This is a genomic window from Salinicola socius, assembly GCF_001937195.1.
Classification (GTDB): Bacteria; Pseudomonadota; Gammaproteobacteria; order Pseudomonadales; family Halomonadaceae; genus Salinicola; species Salinicola socius.
In genome coordinates this window covers 111,050-127,100 of the sequence record NZ_MSDO01000007.1, presented here as the reverse complement: position 1 = coordinate 127,100, position 16,051 = coordinate 111,050, and the positions used below count along the sequence as shown (strand labels likewise).

Annotated in this window: 14 protein-coding genes; 9 read left to right on the top strand and 5 right to left on the bottom strand. The window is 65.4% G+C overall.

The features are described 5' to 3' along the window. Nucleotides 1-2: 2 nt before the first annotated feature. The 8 genes from phnH (at nucleotide 3) to phnP (ending at nucleotide 6,853) form a co-directional block, all read left to right on the top strand. A complete protein-coding gene (phnH, locus tag BTW07_RS07045; RefSeq protein ID WP_075569457.1) occupies nucleotides 3-674 on the top strand; it encodes a phosphonate C-P lyase system protein PhnH in 672 nt (223 codons plus the stop codon). Continuing rightward, nucleotides 674-1,855 (top strand): carbon-phosphorus lyase complex subunit, encoded by a 1,182-nt coding sequence (locus BTW07_RS07040; RefSeq protein ID WP_075569456.1) that lies wholly within the window; start codon nucleotides 674-676, stop codon nucleotides 1,853-1,855. Before phnH ends, BTW07_RS07040 begins: the two co-directional genes overlap by 1 nt. 64 nt (nucleotides 1,856-1,919) lie before the next feature. Then, a complete protein-coding gene (locus BTW07_RS07035) occupies nucleotides 1,920-2,753 on the top strand; it encodes an alpha-D-ribose 1-methylphosphonate 5-phosphate C-P-lyase PhnJ (protein ID WP_075569455.1) in 834 nt (277 codons plus the stop codon). Next, nucleotides 2,750-3,565, top strand: coding sequence for a phosphonate C-P lyase system protein PhnK (gene phnK / locus BTW07_RS07030; protein ID WP_075569454.1), 816 nt, complete (start codon nucleotides 2,750-2,752; stop codon nucleotides 3,563-3,565). Before BTW07_RS07035 ends, phnK begins: the two co-directional genes overlap by 4 nt. A gap of 13 nt (nucleotides 3,566-3,578) precedes the next feature. Further along, nucleotides 3,579-4,331 (top strand): phosphonate C-P lyase system protein PhnL, encoded by a 753-nt coding sequence (gene phnL, locus BTW07_RS07025; RefSeq protein WP_232823753.1) that lies wholly within the window; start codon nucleotides 3,579-3,581, stop codon nucleotides 4,329-4,331. Further along, nucleotides 4,328-5,476 (top strand): alpha-D-ribose 1-methylphosphonate 5-triphosphate diphosphatase, encoded by a 1,149-nt coding sequence (locus BTW07_RS07020; protein ID WP_075569453.1) that lies wholly within the window; start codon nucleotides 4,328-4,330, stop codon nucleotides 5,474-5,476. Before phnL ends, BTW07_RS07020 begins: the two co-directional genes overlap by 4 nt. 25 nt (nucleotides 5,477-5,501) lie before the next feature. Further along, the gene (phnN, locus tag BTW07_RS07015; RefSeq protein ID WP_075569452.1) at nucleotides 5,502-6,053 is read left to right on the top strand and encodes a ribose 1,5-bisphosphokinase; all 552 of its coding nucleotides are present in this window, start codon (nucleotides 5,502-5,504) and stop codon (nucleotides 6,051-6,053) included. Beyond that, nucleotides 6,050-6,853: a phosphonate metabolism protein PhnP gene (gene phnP / locus BTW07_RS07010; RefSeq protein ID WP_075569451.1), complete on the top strand. Its 804-nt coding sequence runs from the start codon at nucleotides 6,050-6,052 to the stop codon at nucleotides 6,851-6,853. The genes phnN and phnP overlap by 4 nt, the downstream gene beginning before the upstream one ends. Before the next feature lie 7 nt (nucleotides 6,854-6,860). Here the strand turns inward: phnP and thpR are convergent, their stop codons facing one another. From thpR to BTW07_RS06995, 3 genes are all read right to left on the bottom strand, one after another. Continuing rightward, entirely contained in the window at nucleotides 6,861-7,385 is a 525-nt protein-coding gene (thpR, locus tag BTW07_RS07005; protein WP_158025868.1) for an RNA 2',3'-cyclic phosphodiesterase, read from the bottom strand. Between the two features lie 87 nt (nucleotides 7,386-7,472). After that, the gene (locus BTW07_RS07000; RefSeq protein WP_075569449.1) at nucleotides 7,473-10,649 is read right to left on the bottom strand and encodes an efflux RND transporter permease subunit; all 3,177 of its coding nucleotides are present in this window, start codon (nucleotides 10,647-10,649) and stop codon (nucleotides 7,473-7,475) included. A 102-nt stretch (nucleotides 10,650-10,751) separates the two neighbouring features. Continuing rightward, complete coding sequence (locus BTW07_RS06995) at nucleotides 10,752-11,909, bottom strand: efflux RND transporter periplasmic adaptor subunit (RefSeq protein ID WP_482822358.1); 1,158 nt, start codon at nucleotides 11,907-11,909, stop codon at nucleotides 10,752-10,754. Between the two features lie 418 nt (nucleotides 11,910-12,327). Between BTW07_RS06995 and BTW07_RS06990 the strand changes: the two genes are divergently transcribed. Next, entirely contained in the window at nucleotides 12,328-13,299 is a 972-nt protein-coding gene (locus tag BTW07_RS06990; RefSeq protein ID WP_075569447.1) for an AraC family transcriptional regulator, read from the top strand. A 43-nt stretch (nucleotides 13,300-13,342) separates the two neighbouring features. Here BTW07_RS06990 and BTW07_RS06985 read toward each other — a convergent pair whose 3' ends face one another. Next, nucleotides 13,343-13,732 (bottom strand): RidA family protein, encoded by a 390-nt coding sequence (locus BTW07_RS06985; protein WP_075569446.1) that lies wholly within the window; start codon nucleotides 13,730-13,732, stop codon nucleotides 13,343-13,345. A gap of 117 nt (nucleotides 13,733-13,849) precedes the next feature. Continuing rightward, entirely contained in the window at nucleotides 13,850-16,006 is a 2,157-nt protein-coding gene (locus BTW07_RS06980; RefSeq protein ID WP_075569445.1) for a RelA/SpoT family protein, read from the bottom strand. Between the last annotated feature and the right edge of the window lie 45 nt (nucleotides 16,007-16,051).

Sequence of the window (16,051 nt, the reverse complement as noted above, 5' to 3'; positions counted from 1 at the left end):
TGATGAATCTATCCTGGCCCGCCCTGGATGACACCGTCCATGACAGCCAACGCCTGTTTCGGCAGGTACTTGGCGCCATGTCCGAGCCCGGCACCGTGCATGAACTGGTCGTGCCGACACCGCCTGCCCAGCCGCAGAAGCCGCTTCTGGGCGCCGCCCTGTGGGGCGCGCTGCTGAGTCTGTGCGATCTGGATACCACGATCTGGATCGGCGCCGAGCTCGACTCGCCGGCCCTGCGCGAGGCGCTGACCTTTCACACCGGGGCGCGAATCACCGATGACCCGGCGAGTGCCGATTTCGCGCTGCTGACCCACGCGTCCTTCGATCCGCGCACGCCTTTCGCGGTGGGCAGCGACACCTATCCCGATCGCGGCACCACGCTGCTGGTCGCCGTCGAGCGACTGGAAAACGATTCGAACGGGAATACGAAAGGTGAGCGCGACGGGCAAAGCGGCTGGCGGCTCAGCGGTCCCGGCATTGCCGAATCGCGGGTGCTCGATATCGGTGACGGTGCCGGCTGTCGGGCGCTGATGACCCGCCTGGCCGGCAACCGCGCCAGCTTTCCGCAGGGGCTGGACGCCATCTTCGGCTGCGGCGCGCGGCTGGCGGCGATTCCCCGCAGCACCCGAATCGCGAGTGCCGAGGCTCGCGTCGATTCTCGGGAGGTGAACTGATGTACGTTGCCGTCAAGGGAGGCGAGCAGGCCATCGCCAACGCCCACCGCTGGCTGGCCGACCGCCGCCGGGGTGACCGCGATCGTCCGGAACTCGAGGTCGCCCAGATCGGCGATCAGCTGCGCCTGGCCGTCGACCGGGTGATGAGCGAGGCCTCGCTCTACGACCCCGAACTCGCCGCGCTGGCGTTCAAGCAGGCCAGCGGCGATCTGACCGAGGCCGTGTTCCTGCTGCGGGCCTATCGCACCACGCTGCCGCGACTCGCCGTCAGCGAGCCGCTCGACACCGCCAGCATGCGCATCGAACGCCGCATCAGCGCCACCTACAAGGATATCCCCGGCGGCCAGATCCTGGGGCCGACCTATGACTACACCCACCGCCTGCTCGATTTCCTCCAGCTGGCCGGCGCCGAGGTGCCGCCTGCCGAGACCCGGGACGACGTCACCGACGCCGAGGCGTGCCCACAGATTCTGGCGCTGCTCAACGACGAAGGGCTGGTGGAGCAGGAGATCGACGACGGCAGTGAGCCTGCGGACATCACCCGCGATCCGCCGGATTACCCGATGGACCGCGCCGCCCGACTGCAGATGCTGGCCCGAGGCGACGAGGGCTACCTGCTGGCGCTGGGGTACTCGACCCAACGCGGCTACGGGCGCAATCACCCGTTTGCCGGCGAGATCCGCCTGGGCCAGGTGGAAGTGGAGATCCACGTCGCCGAGTGGGACGAGACGATCTGCGTCGGCGAGATCGCGCTGAGCGAGTGCCAGATGATCAACCAGTTCGGCGGCTCGCGCGAGGCCGCACCGCAGTTCACCCGGGGTTACGGCCTCGCCTTCGGCCACAACGAGCGCAAGACCATGGCCATGGCGCTGGTCGATCGTGCGCTGCGCGCCGAGGAGCTGGGCGAGCCGATCATCGGCCCGGCGCAGCAGGCGGAGTTCGTGCTGGCCCACGCCGACAGCGTCGACGCCGCCGGCTTCGTCTCGCATCTGAAGCTGCCGCACTACGTCGACTTCCAGTCCGAGCTCGATCTGCTCCGGCGCCTGCGCCGCGAACATGCTCGAAATTCTTCACCTGAGCTGGGCGAATCGCTGGATCGACCTTCCACGGAGGAAGAAACGTCAGCGAGGAAGTTGGGACAAGGCAAACACGACCAAGAAAGCGGAGTTCATGGGTTATGAATGAGCATTTTGAGGGCGTGTTTAACGCCGTATCCGGCGACGCAGCTAGTTTCGGGAGCTCAATATGAACGGATACAACTTCGCCTACCTCGACGAACAGACGAAAAGAATGATCCGCCGTGCGCTGCTCAAGGCGGTGGCGATTCCCGGCTACCAGGTGCCGTTCGGCGGCCGCGAGATGCCGATGCCCTACGGCTGGGGCACCGGCGGCGTGCAGCTCACCGCCAGTATTCTCGGGGCCGACGACATTCTCAAGGTGATCGATCAAGGCGCCGACGACACCACCAACGCGGTCAGCATCCGCCACTTTTTCCAGCGCGTGGCCGGGGTCGAGACCACCACCGCGACCACCGCGGCGGACGTGATCCAGACCCGCCACCGGATTCCCGAGACGCCGCTGCGAAGCGGTCAGATTCTGGTGTTCCAGGTGCCGATCCCCGAGCCGCTGCGCTTCATCGAGCCCAGCGAGCAGGAGACCCGGCTGATGCACGCGCTGGAGGAGTACGGCGTGATGCACGTCAAGCTCTACGAGGACATCGCCCGCTACGGCCACATCGCCACCACCTACGCCTATCCGGTCAAGGTGGACGGGCGCTACGTGATGGACCCGTCGCCGATCCCCAAGTTCGACAACCCCAAGCTCGACGGCAATCCGGCGCTGATGCTGTTCGGCGCCGGTCGCGAGAAGCGGCTCTACGCGATCCCGCCCTACACCCGGGTCGAGAGTCTCGACTTCGAGGACCATCCGTTCGAGATCCAGCGCTGGGAGCATAGCTGCGCGCTGTGCGGCAGCGATCACAGCTATCTCGACGAAGTGATCACCGACGACAAGGGCGGGCGGATGTTCGTCTGCTCCGATACCGACTACTGCCAGACCCGGCGGGGAGAAGTGGCATGAAGAAGCCGGCACTGGAACGTCCGGTTCTGCTCGACGTTCAGGACATCACCCGACTCTACGGCCCGGCCAAGGGCTGCGAGGCGATCGACTTTCAACTGCATGCCGGAGAGGTGCTGGGCATCGTCGGCGAGTCCGGCTCCGGCAAGTCGACGCTGTTGCGCGTGCTTGCCGGGCTCGAAGCGCCGGATGCCGGGCGCGTGGTCTATCGACGGCATGCCGGAGAAGACGTGCTAGACCGGGATGAGGCCGAGCTCGATCTCTACGCCATCGGCGAGGCGCAGCGCCGGGCGCTGCTGCGCCTCGAGTGGGGGCTGGTGCACCAGAATCCCCGCGACGGCCTGCGCATGGGCGTTTCCGCCGGGGCCAACATCGGCGAGCGGCTGATGGCCCAGGGCCAGCGCCACTACGGCCAGCTCAGAGAGACGGGCCAGGCGTGGATGCGCCAGGTCGAACTCGATGCTGGGCGTATCGACGATGCGCCGCGCACGTTCTCCGGCGGCATGCAGCAGCGCCTGCAGATCGCCCGCACCCTGGTCACCCGGCCGCGGCTGGTGTTCATGGACGAGCCCACCGGCGGACTCGACGTCTCGGTCCAGGCGCGCCTGCTCGACATGCTGCGCACGCTGGTGAGAAGCCTCGGTCTCTCGGTGGTGCTGGTGACCCACGATCTCGCCGTGGCGCGCCTGCTCGCCCACCGGCTGATGGTGATGCGCCGCGGTCAGGTGGTGGAGACCGGCCTCACCGATCAGATTCTCGATGACCCGCAGCACGAATATACGCAGCTGCTGGTTTCTTCTGTCCTGACGCCCTGAGGGAGGAATTTCAATGCATTCCATGACGAACGCTCGACCTCGCCTCACGGTGAGCGGGTTGCACAAGCAGTTTCTGCTACACGGCCAGGGCGGGCTCGAAATCGACGTGATGCGCGATCTGTCGCTGACGCTGCATGCCGGCGAGTGCCTGGTGCTGGCCGGACGCAGCGGTATCGGCAAGAGCACGCTGTTGAAGATGCTCCATGGCGACTACTGCATCGATCAGGGCCGTATCCGTCTGCATTTCGACGATGGCACGCTCGACCTCGAGACGCTGCCGGCCTACGCCTGGCACGGTCTGCGCCGCGACGTGATCGGCTACGTCAGCCAGTTTCTGCGGGTGGTCCCGCGGGTCGCCGCCGTCGACGTGGTGATGGAGCCGCTGCTGGCGCGTGGCGCCGACGAGCAGGATGCCCGCCAGCGGGCCGAGACGCTGCTGGCCCGGCTCAACCTGCCCGAAAGGTTGTGGCAGCTGCCGCCCGGTACCTTCTCCGGCGGCGAACAGCAGCGCGTCAACATCGCTCGCGGGTTCATCGGCGAGCATCCGTTGCTGCTGCTCGACGAACCCACCGCGTCGCTGGATGCCACCAATCGCGACGTGGTGATCGCCCTGATCGGCGAGGCCAAGGCCCGCGGTGCGGCGATGCTCGGCATCTTTCACGACGAGGACGTGCGCGACCGGGTCGCCGATCGTCTGCTGCCGCTGGACGACAGCCTCGGCGCTCGCGCTTCTTTCACCCGGGACGTCCAGGAGACGTTGTCATGAGCGCGCAGGAACAGATACTGACCCACGCCAGGCTGGTGCTCGACGACGAGGTGATCGACGGCACGCTGGTGATCCGCGACGGCCGGATCGCGGCCATCGACCACGGCGCGAGCCAGGCCGCCGGCGCCGTCGACTGCGAAGGCGACACGCTGCTGCCGGGGCTGGTCGAGCTGCACACCGACAACATGGAGAAATATTTCCAGCCGCGGCCCAAGGTCGAATGGCCGGGGCGTCAGGCGGCACTGGCTCACGATGCCCAGATGGCGGCCAGCGGCATCACCACCGTGTTCGATGCGGTCTCGATCGGTGACGTGGACGAGCAGAGCATGCGCCACCGGGCGCTGGACGAGATGTGTCAGGCGCTATCGCAGATCGTCCACGATGGCCTGGCGCGGGTCGATCATCGCCTCCACCTGCGCTGCGAGGTCAGTCACCCGAACACGCTGGCGCGGTTCGAAGCGCTGTCGTCATCGCCATTGCTGGGCCTGGTATCGCTGATGGACCACGCCCCCGGTCAGCGCCAGTTCGCCAGCCTCGAGGCGTATCGCGTCTACTATCAGGGCAAGTACCAGCTCGATGACGCAGCGATGAACGCTTTCATGGCGACACAGATCGACAACAGCCAGCGCTACAGCGCCGAGCATCGTCGTGCCATTGCGGCCAGCTGTCGCGAACGCGGCCTGGCGATCGCCAGCCACGACGACGCCACCGTCGAGCATGTCGCCGAAAGCCACGAGTACGGCACTCGCGTCGCCGAATTTCCCACCACCCGCGAAGCGGCCGAGGCCTCCCACCGGGCCGGCATGGCGGTGATGATGGGCGCGCCCAACGTGGTTCGCGGCGGTTCCCACTCCGGCAATATCGCCGCTGCCGATCTGGTCGAGCTGGGCGTGCTGGATATCCTGTCGTCGGATTACTATCCGGCGGCGCTGCTCGATGCCGTGTTCCGGGTGGCGGCGATGGAGAACGGCTACGCGTTGCCCCGGGCGGTCGCCACCGCGACACGGATACCGGCCGAAGCGGTAGGGCTCGACGATCGCGGTCGTCTGGCAGCGGGGCTGCGCGCCGATCTATTGCGGGTGCGGTTGATCGACGATCATCCCATCCTGAGACGGGTGTGGACCGCGGGCAGGCAGGTTCATTGATGGCGTATTTTCCGAGAGGTCCGAGATGTCGCGTCTGATCTACCTCATGGGCGCCAGCGGCGTCGGCAAGGACAGCCTGCTGCGCGAGCTGGCACGGCGTCGTCCGGACGCGCTGGTGGCGCATCGCTATATCACCCGGGCCAGCGGCGGGGCGGAGAACTGTGTCGAACTCTCACGCGAGGCATTCCACTGGCGGCGCGAGCGGGGGCTGTTCTGTCTCTCGTGGCGCGCACATGAGCTCGACTACGGCGTCGGCGCCGAGATCGAAGCGTGGCTGGCGGCGGGGCACACGGTGGTGCTCAACGGCAGTCGCCGCGCGCTGGAAAGGGCGCGCGAGCGATTCGGCGCGGCATTGGTGCCGCTGCTGGTGGTGGCGGACGCCGAGGTGCTGCGCCGACGCCTGATCGCTCGCGGACGCGAGACGCTGGCCGAGGTCGAGGCGCGACTGGCACGAAGCTGCGAGGAACACGCGCTTTCCGGGGTCGCTCGAATCGACAACGGCGGCGCGCTGGCGGAGGGCGTCAAGACACTCGAAGCCTGGCTCGACGCCGCCCCCGTAGCGGACGATCCGGCGTGAAGCTGCGCTTCGCCGGCACCGGTGACAGCGCGCAGGTTCCCTGTTTCGGCTGCGACTGCCTGGCCTGCCAGCGGGCACGGCTGCTGAGCTGCCACCGCCGAGAGCCCTGTTGCGGCGAGATCGAACTCGATGGGGAACTGATCCTGATCGACGCCGGGCGCATGGATCTGGCCGCCCGCTGCGAGCGTCAGCGCCCTGCCGCCATCCTGCTGACTCACTATCACGCCGATCACGTGCAGGGGCTTTTGCACCTGCGCTGGGGCCGGGGCGAATCGATTCCGGTTTACGGTCCCAAGGATCCTCAAGGCTGCGCCGACCTGCACAGGAACCCCGGCATTCTCGACTTCCAGCCCGGTCTGAAGCCGTTCCGGACACTGCAGCTGGGGCGGCTCGAGGTCACGCCGCTGCCGCTCAACCACAGCAAGCCGACGCTGGGCTACGCGATCGAAGACGGCGTCAACCGGCTGGCCTGGCTGTGCGACACCGTGGGCCTGCCCGGTGCCACCGAACGCTTTCTGAGCGAATGGCGGCCCCATGGCGTGGTGGTCGATGCGACTCATCCCGACTCTTATCACTCCCCGAATCCGGAGTCTGATGACTCCCCGCACCCGGAGTCGCATACCACGCCCCGCAACCACAACAACGTCGCCATGGCGCTGGAGATCATCGAGCGAATCCAGCCGTCTCGCGCCTGGCTGACCCATATCAGTCACGAGCTGGATGCCGACTTCATGGCGACTTCCCGAATCCTGCCGGAGGGCGTGGAGTTGGCTTCTGACAATCTGCAGATTCTGTTCTGAACCTTGGTCAGGATTGGCCGTGAGCCAGCGTCAGGTAGCGCGACGCCTCACCGTCGAGTCGGGACTCGACCAGCGCGAGGTGGTCGTATCGCCAGATGACGGGAGTGGTCAGTGTGGTCCTTGTCGCCGCGCGGCCGGCCTGACGTACCAGACTGACATGCGGGGTGAATTCACGTTGCGGCGCGGTGAAGCCGTGGCGGGACAGCGCCCGCCAGAGCTCGGTATCGAGCGTCAGGAGCGCGTCGTTCGGCGTCTGGCTGCCGGCCCAGACGATGCGGGGCTGGGGAAAATGGCCCAGTCGGTCCAGTCTCCACTCGCCGCGCAGTGCCGGCCAGCCCTGCGCGAGGTCCACGAGGGGGGCGAGCCGGACCTCGTCGACACTGCCCAGGAACGCCAGCGTGACATGCATGTTCTCCGCCGGCAGCGGGTAGCCGCCACAGAGCGGTGCCAGCCGCGCGGCCTCGTCGGCCAGCGCCCGGCGACTGGCGTCGTCGGGCCACAAGGCAAAGAAGAGTCGGCGAGAAACGGTCACGATAGCGGCCCCCTGTAGCGTTGCCAGCAGGATGGCGCATCGTTCCCCCCGTTGCCAACGGTTTGCCGGTTTGACCGCGGCTCCCGATCAGGCAGGGTCGTTGTGGGGGTGCTGGTCTTCGCCTTCCATCGTCGAGCCGTGCCCCTGGCTGAGCGGACCGGCCAGCTTGCGCAGCGCCACGTAGAAGACCGGGGTCAGCAACAGCCCGAACAGGGTCACGCCGAGCATCCCGGCAAAGACGGCGATGCCCAGGGCCTGACGCACCTCGGCGCCGGCGCCGTGGCCCAGCGCCAGCGGTATCACTGCCGCGGTGAAGGTGATCGAGGTCATGATGATCGGACGCAGCCGGCAGGCTTCCAGCGCCGCTTCCACCACGCTGCGACCCTGGAACTCGAGCTCGCGGGCGAATTCGACGATCAGGATGGCGTTCTTGCAGGCCAGCCCGATCAGCACCACCAGGCCCACCTGGACGAAGACGTTGGTGTCGCCGCCGGAAATCTTGACGCCGACGAGTGCCGACAGCAGACACATCGGCACGATCAGGATCACCGCCAGCGGCAATGTCCAGCTCTCGTAGAGCGCGGCCAGCACCAGGAACACCAGCATGACCGCCAGCGGGAATACCACCAGCGCGGCGTTGCCCTGAGTGGACTGCTGATAGCTCAGGTCGGTCCATTCGAAGTCGATGCCATCCGGCAGTACGCGCTCGCCGATATCGGTCAAGGCGCTCATCGCCTGAGGCGACGAGAGCACCCGGGGGTCGGCTTCGCCGGCCAGATCCGCGGCCGGGTAGCCGTTGAAACGCAGCACCGGATCGGGGCCGAAGCTCTGATGGATATCGATCATCGAGCCGATCGGCACCATCTCGCCCTGGGCGTTGCGGGTGCGCAGCCGGGCGATATCCTCGACGCTGTCGCGGTAGGGGGCATCGGCCTGGGCGATGACCTGCCAGGTGCGGCCGAACGTATTGAAATCGTTGACGTAAGTGGATCCCAGATAGGTCTGCAGGGTATCGAACAGGTCGCTCACCGCCACGCCCTGGGTCTTGGCCTTGAGTCGGTCCACCTCGGCATCGAGCTGGGGCACGTTGGCCTGATAGCTGGTGATCGGATAGCTCATCCCCGGCGTCTGCACCACCGCGCCCTGGAACGCGGTCACCGCTTCCTGCAGCGGGCCGTAGCCGAGTCCGCCGCGATCCTCGATGAACAGCTGATAGCCCGAACCGTTGCCTAGCCCGAGGATCGGCGGCGGCATGAACGAGAACGCGATGCCGTCCTTGAGGCCACTGATCTTGCCCGCGATCTCGGCGTTGATCTCCGCCGCGGTGCGGGTGCGCTGATCGAACGGCTTCAGGGTCAGAAACGCCAGCCCGGTGTTGGCGGTGTTGGTGAACTGCAGCGCGTTGAGCCCCGGGAACGAGATCGCGTGCTCGACGCCGTCGGTCTCCATGGCGATATCCACCACCTGGCGCAGCAGATCATCGGTGCGCTCCAGCGAGGCGCCCTCCGGCAGTTTCACGCCGGCGATCAGGTACATCTTGTCCTGGACCGGGATGAACCCCGGCGGCACCAGCTTGAACAGATAGCCGGTGGTGCCCAGCAGAATCAGATAGACCAGGAACACCGCGCCGCGACGGCGCAGGCTGCCCGAGACCACGCCCTGGTAGCGATTCGAGCCGGCGTTGAAGAAGCGGTTGAACGGTCTGAACAGCCACCCGAACAGAAAGTCGATCACTAGGGTCAGGCGATCTTTCGGGGCGTCGTGAGGCCTGAGCAGCATCGCGGCCAGCGCCGGCGAGAGCGTCAACGAGTTGACGGTGGAGATCACGGTGGAGATGGCGATGGTCACCGCGAACTGGCGGTAGAACTGGCCGGTGACGCCGGACAGGAACGCCATCGGCACGAACACTGCACACAGCACCAGACCGATGGCGACGATCGGGCCGGAGACCTCGCGCATCGCCTGGTGGGCGGCGGCTCGCGGTGCCAGTCCCTGGCCGATGTTGCGCTCCACGTTCTCCACCACCACGATGGCGTCGTCGACGACGATGCCGATCGCCAGCACCAGCCCGAACAGCGTCAGCGTGTTGATCGAATACCCCAGCAGCAACAGCACCGAGAACGTGCCCACCACCGAGACCGGCACCGCCAGCAGCGGAATCAGCGAGGCGCGCCAGGTTTGCAGGAACAGCGTTACCACCAGCACCACCAGCAGGATCGCTTCCAGCAGCGTCTGAATCACCGAGCGGATCGAGTCGGTCACGAACAGCGTGGTGTCATAGACGGTGCGATACTCCACTCCCGGCGGGAACTGGGTGGCCAGCTCGTCCATGGTACGGATCACCTGGTCGCGGATCTGCAGCGCATTGGCGCCGGGCGACTGGAAGATACCGATCGCCACTGCATCCTTGCCGTCGAGGCTGGCGCGCAGCGTGTAGTCGCCTGCGCCCAATTCCAGACGAGCGACGTCCCGCAGCCGCAGGACTTCGCCGTCCGCGCCGACCTTGAGCACGATGTTGCCGAACTCCTGCTCGGTGGACAGGCGGCCCTTGGCATTGATCAGGGTCAGGAAATCACTATGCGGGGTGGGCTCGGCACCGATCTGACCGGCGGAGACCTGGACGTTCTGCTCGCGCATGGCCGCGACCACGTCGCCGGCGGTCAGGCCATGGGAAGCGATGCGATCGGGGTCCAGCCAGGCGCGCATGGCGTAGTCGCCGCCGCCGAACAGCTGCGCCTCGCCGACGCCAGAGATCTTCGCCAACTGGTCGCGCACGTGCAGGCGCGCGTAGTTGCGCAGGTAGAGCGTGTCGTAGCTGTCATCCGGCGACACCAGGTGGACCACCATCAGGAAGGTGGGGGACTGCTTCTGGGTGGTCACGCCCTGTCGCCGCACCGCTTCCGGCAGTCTTGCCAGCGCCTGGCTGACCCGGTTCTGGACGCGTACGGTCGCCTGCTCGGGATCGGTGCCGGGCTGGAAGGTGATGGTCATCTGCAGCACGCCATCGGAGCCGGCCACGGACTTGTAGTACATCATGTTCTCGACGCCGGTGATCGCCTCCTCCAGCGGCGTGGCCACGGTCTCCGCGATCTCCTTGGGGTTGGCGCCGGGATAGGTCGTGCGGACCAGCACCGAGGGCGGCACCACCTCCGGATACTCCCCGATCGGCAGATTGGGGATGGAGATCGCGCCCACCGCGAAGATGACGATGGACAGCACCGCGGCGAAGATCGGCCGGTCCACGAAAAAGCGGGAAAAGTTCATGACAGAGGCTCCTGAGCGGCGGGGACGATGCCCGCCGCGTCTTGTCATTCGGAAGGAGAGAAGTGCTTCAGGACGCGTTGAGTCGATCGGCGCGCGGCTTTCTCAGGATCGGGTGGCGACATCGTTGCCGACGGCCGGCTCACGCATGGCGATCGGATTGGGCGCGACCGGCATCCCCGGCGCGAGGACCTTCTGGGTGCCGTTGACGATCACGCGTTCACCCGCCTTGAGGCCTTCGCGAACCACGATTAGATCCCCCACTTCGCGGCCGGTCTCGATCTGGCGCGGCGTCACGGTATTGTCGTCGCCGACCACGTAGACGAAGCGCCGGTCCTGATTGGCGAGCACTGCCTTGCGGTTCACCAGCATCGCCTCTGCCAGATGGGCCACGGGCATTTCCACCCGCGCGAACTGGCCGGGTCGGAAGGCGCCATCCGGGTTGGGCAGAACCGCTCGGTAGCGCAGAGTGCCGGTATCCGCGTTGATCTGGTTGTCGACGAAATCCAGCTGTCCCTGGTGAGGGAACCCTGTCTCGCCGGTCAGCCCGATGCGTAGCGTGGCGGTCTTGCCTTGATTCAGCAGTGCTTGAGCGCTGGGGGCTTCGGCTTCGTTGCTGTCGAAATAGACGTACAGCGGATCGACCGACACCAGCGTGGTCAGCACCGACTGATCGGCACTGGCGAGGTTGCCCTTGGTGACCATGGCACGTCCGGTGCGTCCCGTTACCGGCGCGGTGACGCGGGTGTACTGCAGATCCAGCTCGGCACTGGTCAGCGCGGCTTCGGCTTCCGCCTGCTGCGCTCGGGCATTGAGCGCTGCCGCCTGACGCTGGTCGTGCTGCTCCTGGGAGATCATGTGTTTCTGGATCAGCTGGCGGGATCGGCCGGCCTCGACCTCGGTAAGCCGGCGTTGACTCTGCGCCTGAGCCAATGAGGCCTTGGCGGCCTGTACCCGGGCTTCGTAGGGACGGGGATCGATACGAAACAGCAGGTCGCCGGCCTCGACCAGTTCCCCTTCTTCGAAGGCGACTTCGTCGATATAGCCACTGACTCGCGGCCGCAACTCTACGGTCTGCGGTGACGCCACGCGACCGGTGAAGGTTTCCCGCAGCGTGACGGGTTCCACCAGCACCGTTGCGACATCTACTGCCGGCGGCGGCGGCGCACTGGCGGTTTGCGCTTCGCCCCGGGCATCGCAACCGGCGATCAATGCGATGACGAGCAATACGCCCAATCCGCGAGACAGACTTGCCGTCGACACGCGCTTTTCGTTGTATTTCTGCATTTCCTTGACCCCGCGTTGACTGTTTCCGGTCGCGATCGGTGAAAATCAGCCCAGAGATCGCGCGAGTCAGGCCCGAAAACGCACCAGCCAACCTCTGGGGTTGGCGAGCATGGGCACCGGATAGGACGATCACTGTAGGGTTCAGGCAAGCGCGGGCGTTATCGGATTCCTCGTCATTGATTGCCTAATTCTGTCGACATGGTGGATCTGCGGAAGGGAGCGTGTCAGCTTCCGGCTGTGCGGGATTGGCATCGGGGCATGATTGCCCGTTCCTTCAAAGGTCTTGCCCAATCCTGCAGATATCGGCTTTCTGTCATCAGAAAGCCAGAAAGCAGGCATATAATCGCGATTTGTCTCAAGATGACCATCAGACCAGCAAGCGAGAGGTGAAGTCGTGAGTGTCGTTCAACCTGTCTTCGAAACGCTTGACGATGAACTTGGACGATTGGCGGATACTCTGGCGTTGCAGATCCGTCAATGGACGCACCAGGAGGGTCTGACCACCACCGCGGTGCCGGGGCTGGAGCTGGTGCGAGCCGATTCCTCCATCAACAACTGCATCGGTTCCACCGTGTACGACCCTTCGCTCTGCCTGATCGCGCAGGGTAGCAAGACGGTATGGCTGGGGGACCGGCAGATCGATTACGGCCCGCTGAGCTGCATGGTGTCGGCAGTGCATCTGCCGGTACTGGGCAAGGTCACCGAGGCGTCACCGGACAAACCCTATCTGGGTCTGAAAATCACTGTCGAACCCCAGGAGATCACCGATCTGGTGCTGGCGCTGGGCGAGGGGCTCGGCGGCACGGAGCAGCAGGAGTGCCCCGAGAATGCTTGTGGTTTAAGTCGGGTACAGGCGGAGAAGGGGCTGGTGGAGGCGATACTGCGGCTAGTGACGCTGCTCGATTCGCCGCAGCAGGACATTCGAATGCTTGCGCCGCTGGTGCGACGAGAGATCTTCTATCGTGCGCTGATCGGGGAGATCGGTCTGCACATGCGCAAGTTCGCGATGGCGGACACCCAGACGCACCGTATTTCCAAGGTGATCGCGGTGCTCAAGGATCGTTTCACTGAGCCGCTGCGCGTTCGCGATCTGGCGGACATGGTCAACATGAGTGAGTCGTCGCTGTTCCACAGTTTCAAGCAGGTCACGCGGATGTCGCCGGTGCAGTTCCAGAAGAAGCTGCGGCTGCACGAGGCGCGGCGATTGATGCTGGCGGAAGGCATGGAGGCAGCCACCGCCAGTTTCCGCGTGGGTTACGGCAGCCCTTCCCACTTCAGCCGCGAATACAGCCGGTTGTTCGGTGTGCCGCCGCGGGCGGACGTGAGCAAGCTGCGCGGCGAGTTGCCCGAGGCCGCGCGCGCCTGAACGCGCCGCGCCGTCAGTCTCGGGCGACCCTCGCGGTGCGATCTCAGTCGCCGATGACCATCACGGCTTCGGCTTCCACCTGGCTGCCCTTGGGCAGCTGCTTGACACCGACTGCGGCACGAGCCGGGAACGGCGGCCGGAAGAACTCTTCCATCACCTTGTTGACCACGGCGAAGTTGTCGAGATCGGTCAGGTAGAGGTTGAGCTTGACGATATCCTGCAGCGACCCGGCGGCTTCCTGACATACGGCGGCCATGTTGGTGAATACCTGCCGTGCCTGAGCCTCGAATTCCTGAGAGACCAGTTCCATGGTCTTCGGATCTAGCGGAATCTGGCCCGAGAGATAGACGGTATTGCCCGACTTGATCGCCTGGGAATAAGGGCCGATGGCGGCCGGGGCGTTGTCGGTATTGATGACGGCTTTGTTGCTCATGGCGTACCCTCCAGTTTCTTTATCTAGCGTCTTCTCATAAATACTTTTTCAATGGCATTGCCATCGTGAAAAAACACTGCCCCGCCGCGCATGACGCGGCGGGGCAGCTTTTACCGATTAGTTTCGGGCGCGAACGATGCGGCCGATATGATTCAGGTTACGCAAGCGCTTGATGATTCGCGCCAGATGAATGCGGCCCTTGACCAGAATGGTCAGATTGACGATCGAGAGCCTGGCATCGCGTTCCTCGATGCCGATGCGCTCGATATTGGCGTCGGCGTCGGTGATCAGGCTGGCCAGCTCGGCGATCAGGCCGCGTCGAGTCTCGACTTCGATCCGCAGCGGTACCGGGAAATCCTGATCGATCTGCTTCGACCAGGTCAGCGAGACCAGCTTGTCGGGATCGTCGCGCAACTCGTCGAGATTACCACACTCATGCCGGTGGACGACGATCCCCTTGCCGATCGACAGATGGCCGATGACCGGATCTCCCGGTAGCGGGTGGCAGCAGCGAGCGAAGCTGATCGACATGCTCTCGGAGCCGTTGATCACGATCGGACCGTTGTGCGGGCGGATGTCCAGGAGCGGATCGGCGCTGCGTTCGCCGGCGTTGGCCTCGAGCGGCAGATCGTTCGCGACCAGGCGTCGTGCCGTGGTGTGGGCCAGCCGGGTGCCGAGGCCGATGGTCTCGAGCAGATCGTCCTCGGTCTTGAGTTCCAGCTCGTTCAACAGCGCCGTGAGCCGGCCCGTCGGCAGTTTCTCGAGACTGGTCTCGAAGCCACCCAGCGCGCGATTGAGCAGGCGCCGTCCGAGGTGGATCGCCTCGCTGCGCTGCTGACTTTTCAGCGCATGGCGAATCGCCGAGCGTGCCTTGGCGGTGATCACGAAGTTGAGCCAGGCCAGGTTGGGGCGCGCGCCCGGCGCAGTGATGATCTCCAGCGTCTGACCGCTCTCCAGCGGCGTCGACAGCGGTGCCAGATGACGATCGATACGACAGGCGATGCAGCTGTTGCCGATATCGGTATGCACGCTGTAGGCGAAGTCGACCGCCGTCGCTCCCTGAGGCAACTCCATGATGTCGCCCTTGGGGGTGAAGATGTAGACATCGTCCGGGAACAAGTCGTTCTTGACGTGTTCGATGAACTCCAGCGAGTCGCCGGCATGGCGCTGCATCTCGAGCAGGCCGCGAACCCATTCGCGGGCGCGGGCGTGACTGCCGGCAGCGATCGGGCGCTCGGTCTGACCCGCCTTGTAGAGCCAGTGGGCGGCGATGCCGTTGTTGGCCATCGCTTCCATCTCGCGGGTGCGGATCTGCACTTCGATCGGCATCCCGCTGGGCCCGAACAGCGTGGTATGCAGGCTCTGGTAGCCGTTGGCCTTGGGAATCGCGATGTAATCCTTGAAGCGCCCCGGCACCGGCTTGTAGAGGTTGTGCACCGCGCCCAGCACGCGATAGCAGTTGTCGACGCTGTCGGTGATGATGCGGAAACCGAACACGTCCATGATCTCGGCGAACGGTTTGCGCTGATCGTGCATCTTGCGATAGATCGACAGCAGATGCTTCTGGCGCCCGACCACGCTGCCGGTCAGATCGTCCTCGTCGAGCCGGCGCTGCAGGCTGGTCTGGATCTGGCGCATGGTCGAACGGCGATTGCCGCGGGCGCTGGCCACCGCGCGCTTGATGCGCTCGGAACGCATCGGATGGATCGCCTGGAACGACAGATCCTCGAGCTCGACACGAATGGTGTTGATCCCCAGGCGCCCGGCGATACGTGCATAGATTTCCAGGGTTTCGCGGGCGATCCGGCGTTTCTTGTCCGGGCGCAGCGCACCCAGCGTGCGCATGTTGTGCAGGCGGTCGGCGAGCTTGACGATGATCACCCGAATGTCACGGGACATCGCCATGACCATCTTCTGGAAGTTCTCGGCCTGGGCGACCGCCTTGTCCTCGAAGGTGATCTGGGTCAGCTTCGAGACGCCGTCGACCAGCTCCGCCACGGCTTCGCCGAACTGCGCTTCCAGGGCTTCCCGGGAGACGCTGGTATCTTCGATGACATCGTGCAGCATGGCGGCCATCAGGCTCTGATGATCCATGTGCATGTTGGCGAGAATATTGGCGACGGCGAGCGGGTGGGTGACGTAGGGCTCGCCGGAGCGGCGCCGCTGACCGTCGTGGGCCTGCTCGGCATAGTAGAAGGCGCGCTTGACCTGCTGAATCTCGTCGTCGGGGAGATAGCCGCCGAGACGATCGGCCAGGTCATCGATGGTGAACATGCGGCGCGCCTATTTTTGACTACCCGTGTGACTAACCGTTATGGA

Bases quoted from the DNA above. Each gene is read 5' to 3' on its own strand.
- phnH (WP_075569457.1), top strand. From the start codon at position 3: ATGAATCTATCCTGGCCCGCCCTGGATGACACCGTCCATGACAGCCAA.
- BTW07_RS07040 (WP_075569456.1), top strand. From the start codon at position 674: ATGTACGTTGCCGTCAAGGGAGGCGAGCAGGCCATCGCCAACGCCCAC.
- BTW07_RS07035 (WP_075569455.1), top strand. From the start codon at position 1,920: ATGAACGGATACAACTTCGCCTACCTCGACGAACAGACGAAAAGAATG.
- phnK (WP_075569454.1), top strand. From the start codon at position 2,750: ATGAAGAAGCCGGCACTGGAACGTCCGGTTCTGCTCGACGTTCAGGAC.
- phnL (WP_232823753.1), top strand. From the start codon at position 3,579: ATGCATTCCATGACGAACGCTCGACCTCGCCTCACGGTGAGCGGGTTG.
- BTW07_RS07020 (WP_075569453.1), top strand. From the start codon at position 4,328: ATGAGCGCGCAGGAACAGATACTGACCCACGCCAGGCTGGTGCTCGAC.
- phnN (WP_075569452.1), top strand. From the start codon at position 5,502: ATGTCGCGTCTGATCTACCTCATGGGCGCCAGCGGCGTCGGCAAGGAC.
- BTW07_RS07000 (WP_075569449.1), bottom strand. From the start codon at position 10,649: ATGAACTTTTCCCGCTTTTTCGTGGACCGGCCGATCTTCGCCGCGGTG.
- BTW07_RS06985 (WP_075569446.1), bottom strand. From the start codon at position 13,732: ATGAGCAACAAAGCCGTCATCAATACCGACAACGCCCCGGCCGCCATC.
- BTW07_RS06980 (WP_075569445.1), bottom strand. From the start codon at position 16,006: ATGTTCACCATCGATGACCTGGCCGATCGTCTCGGCGGCTATCTCCCC.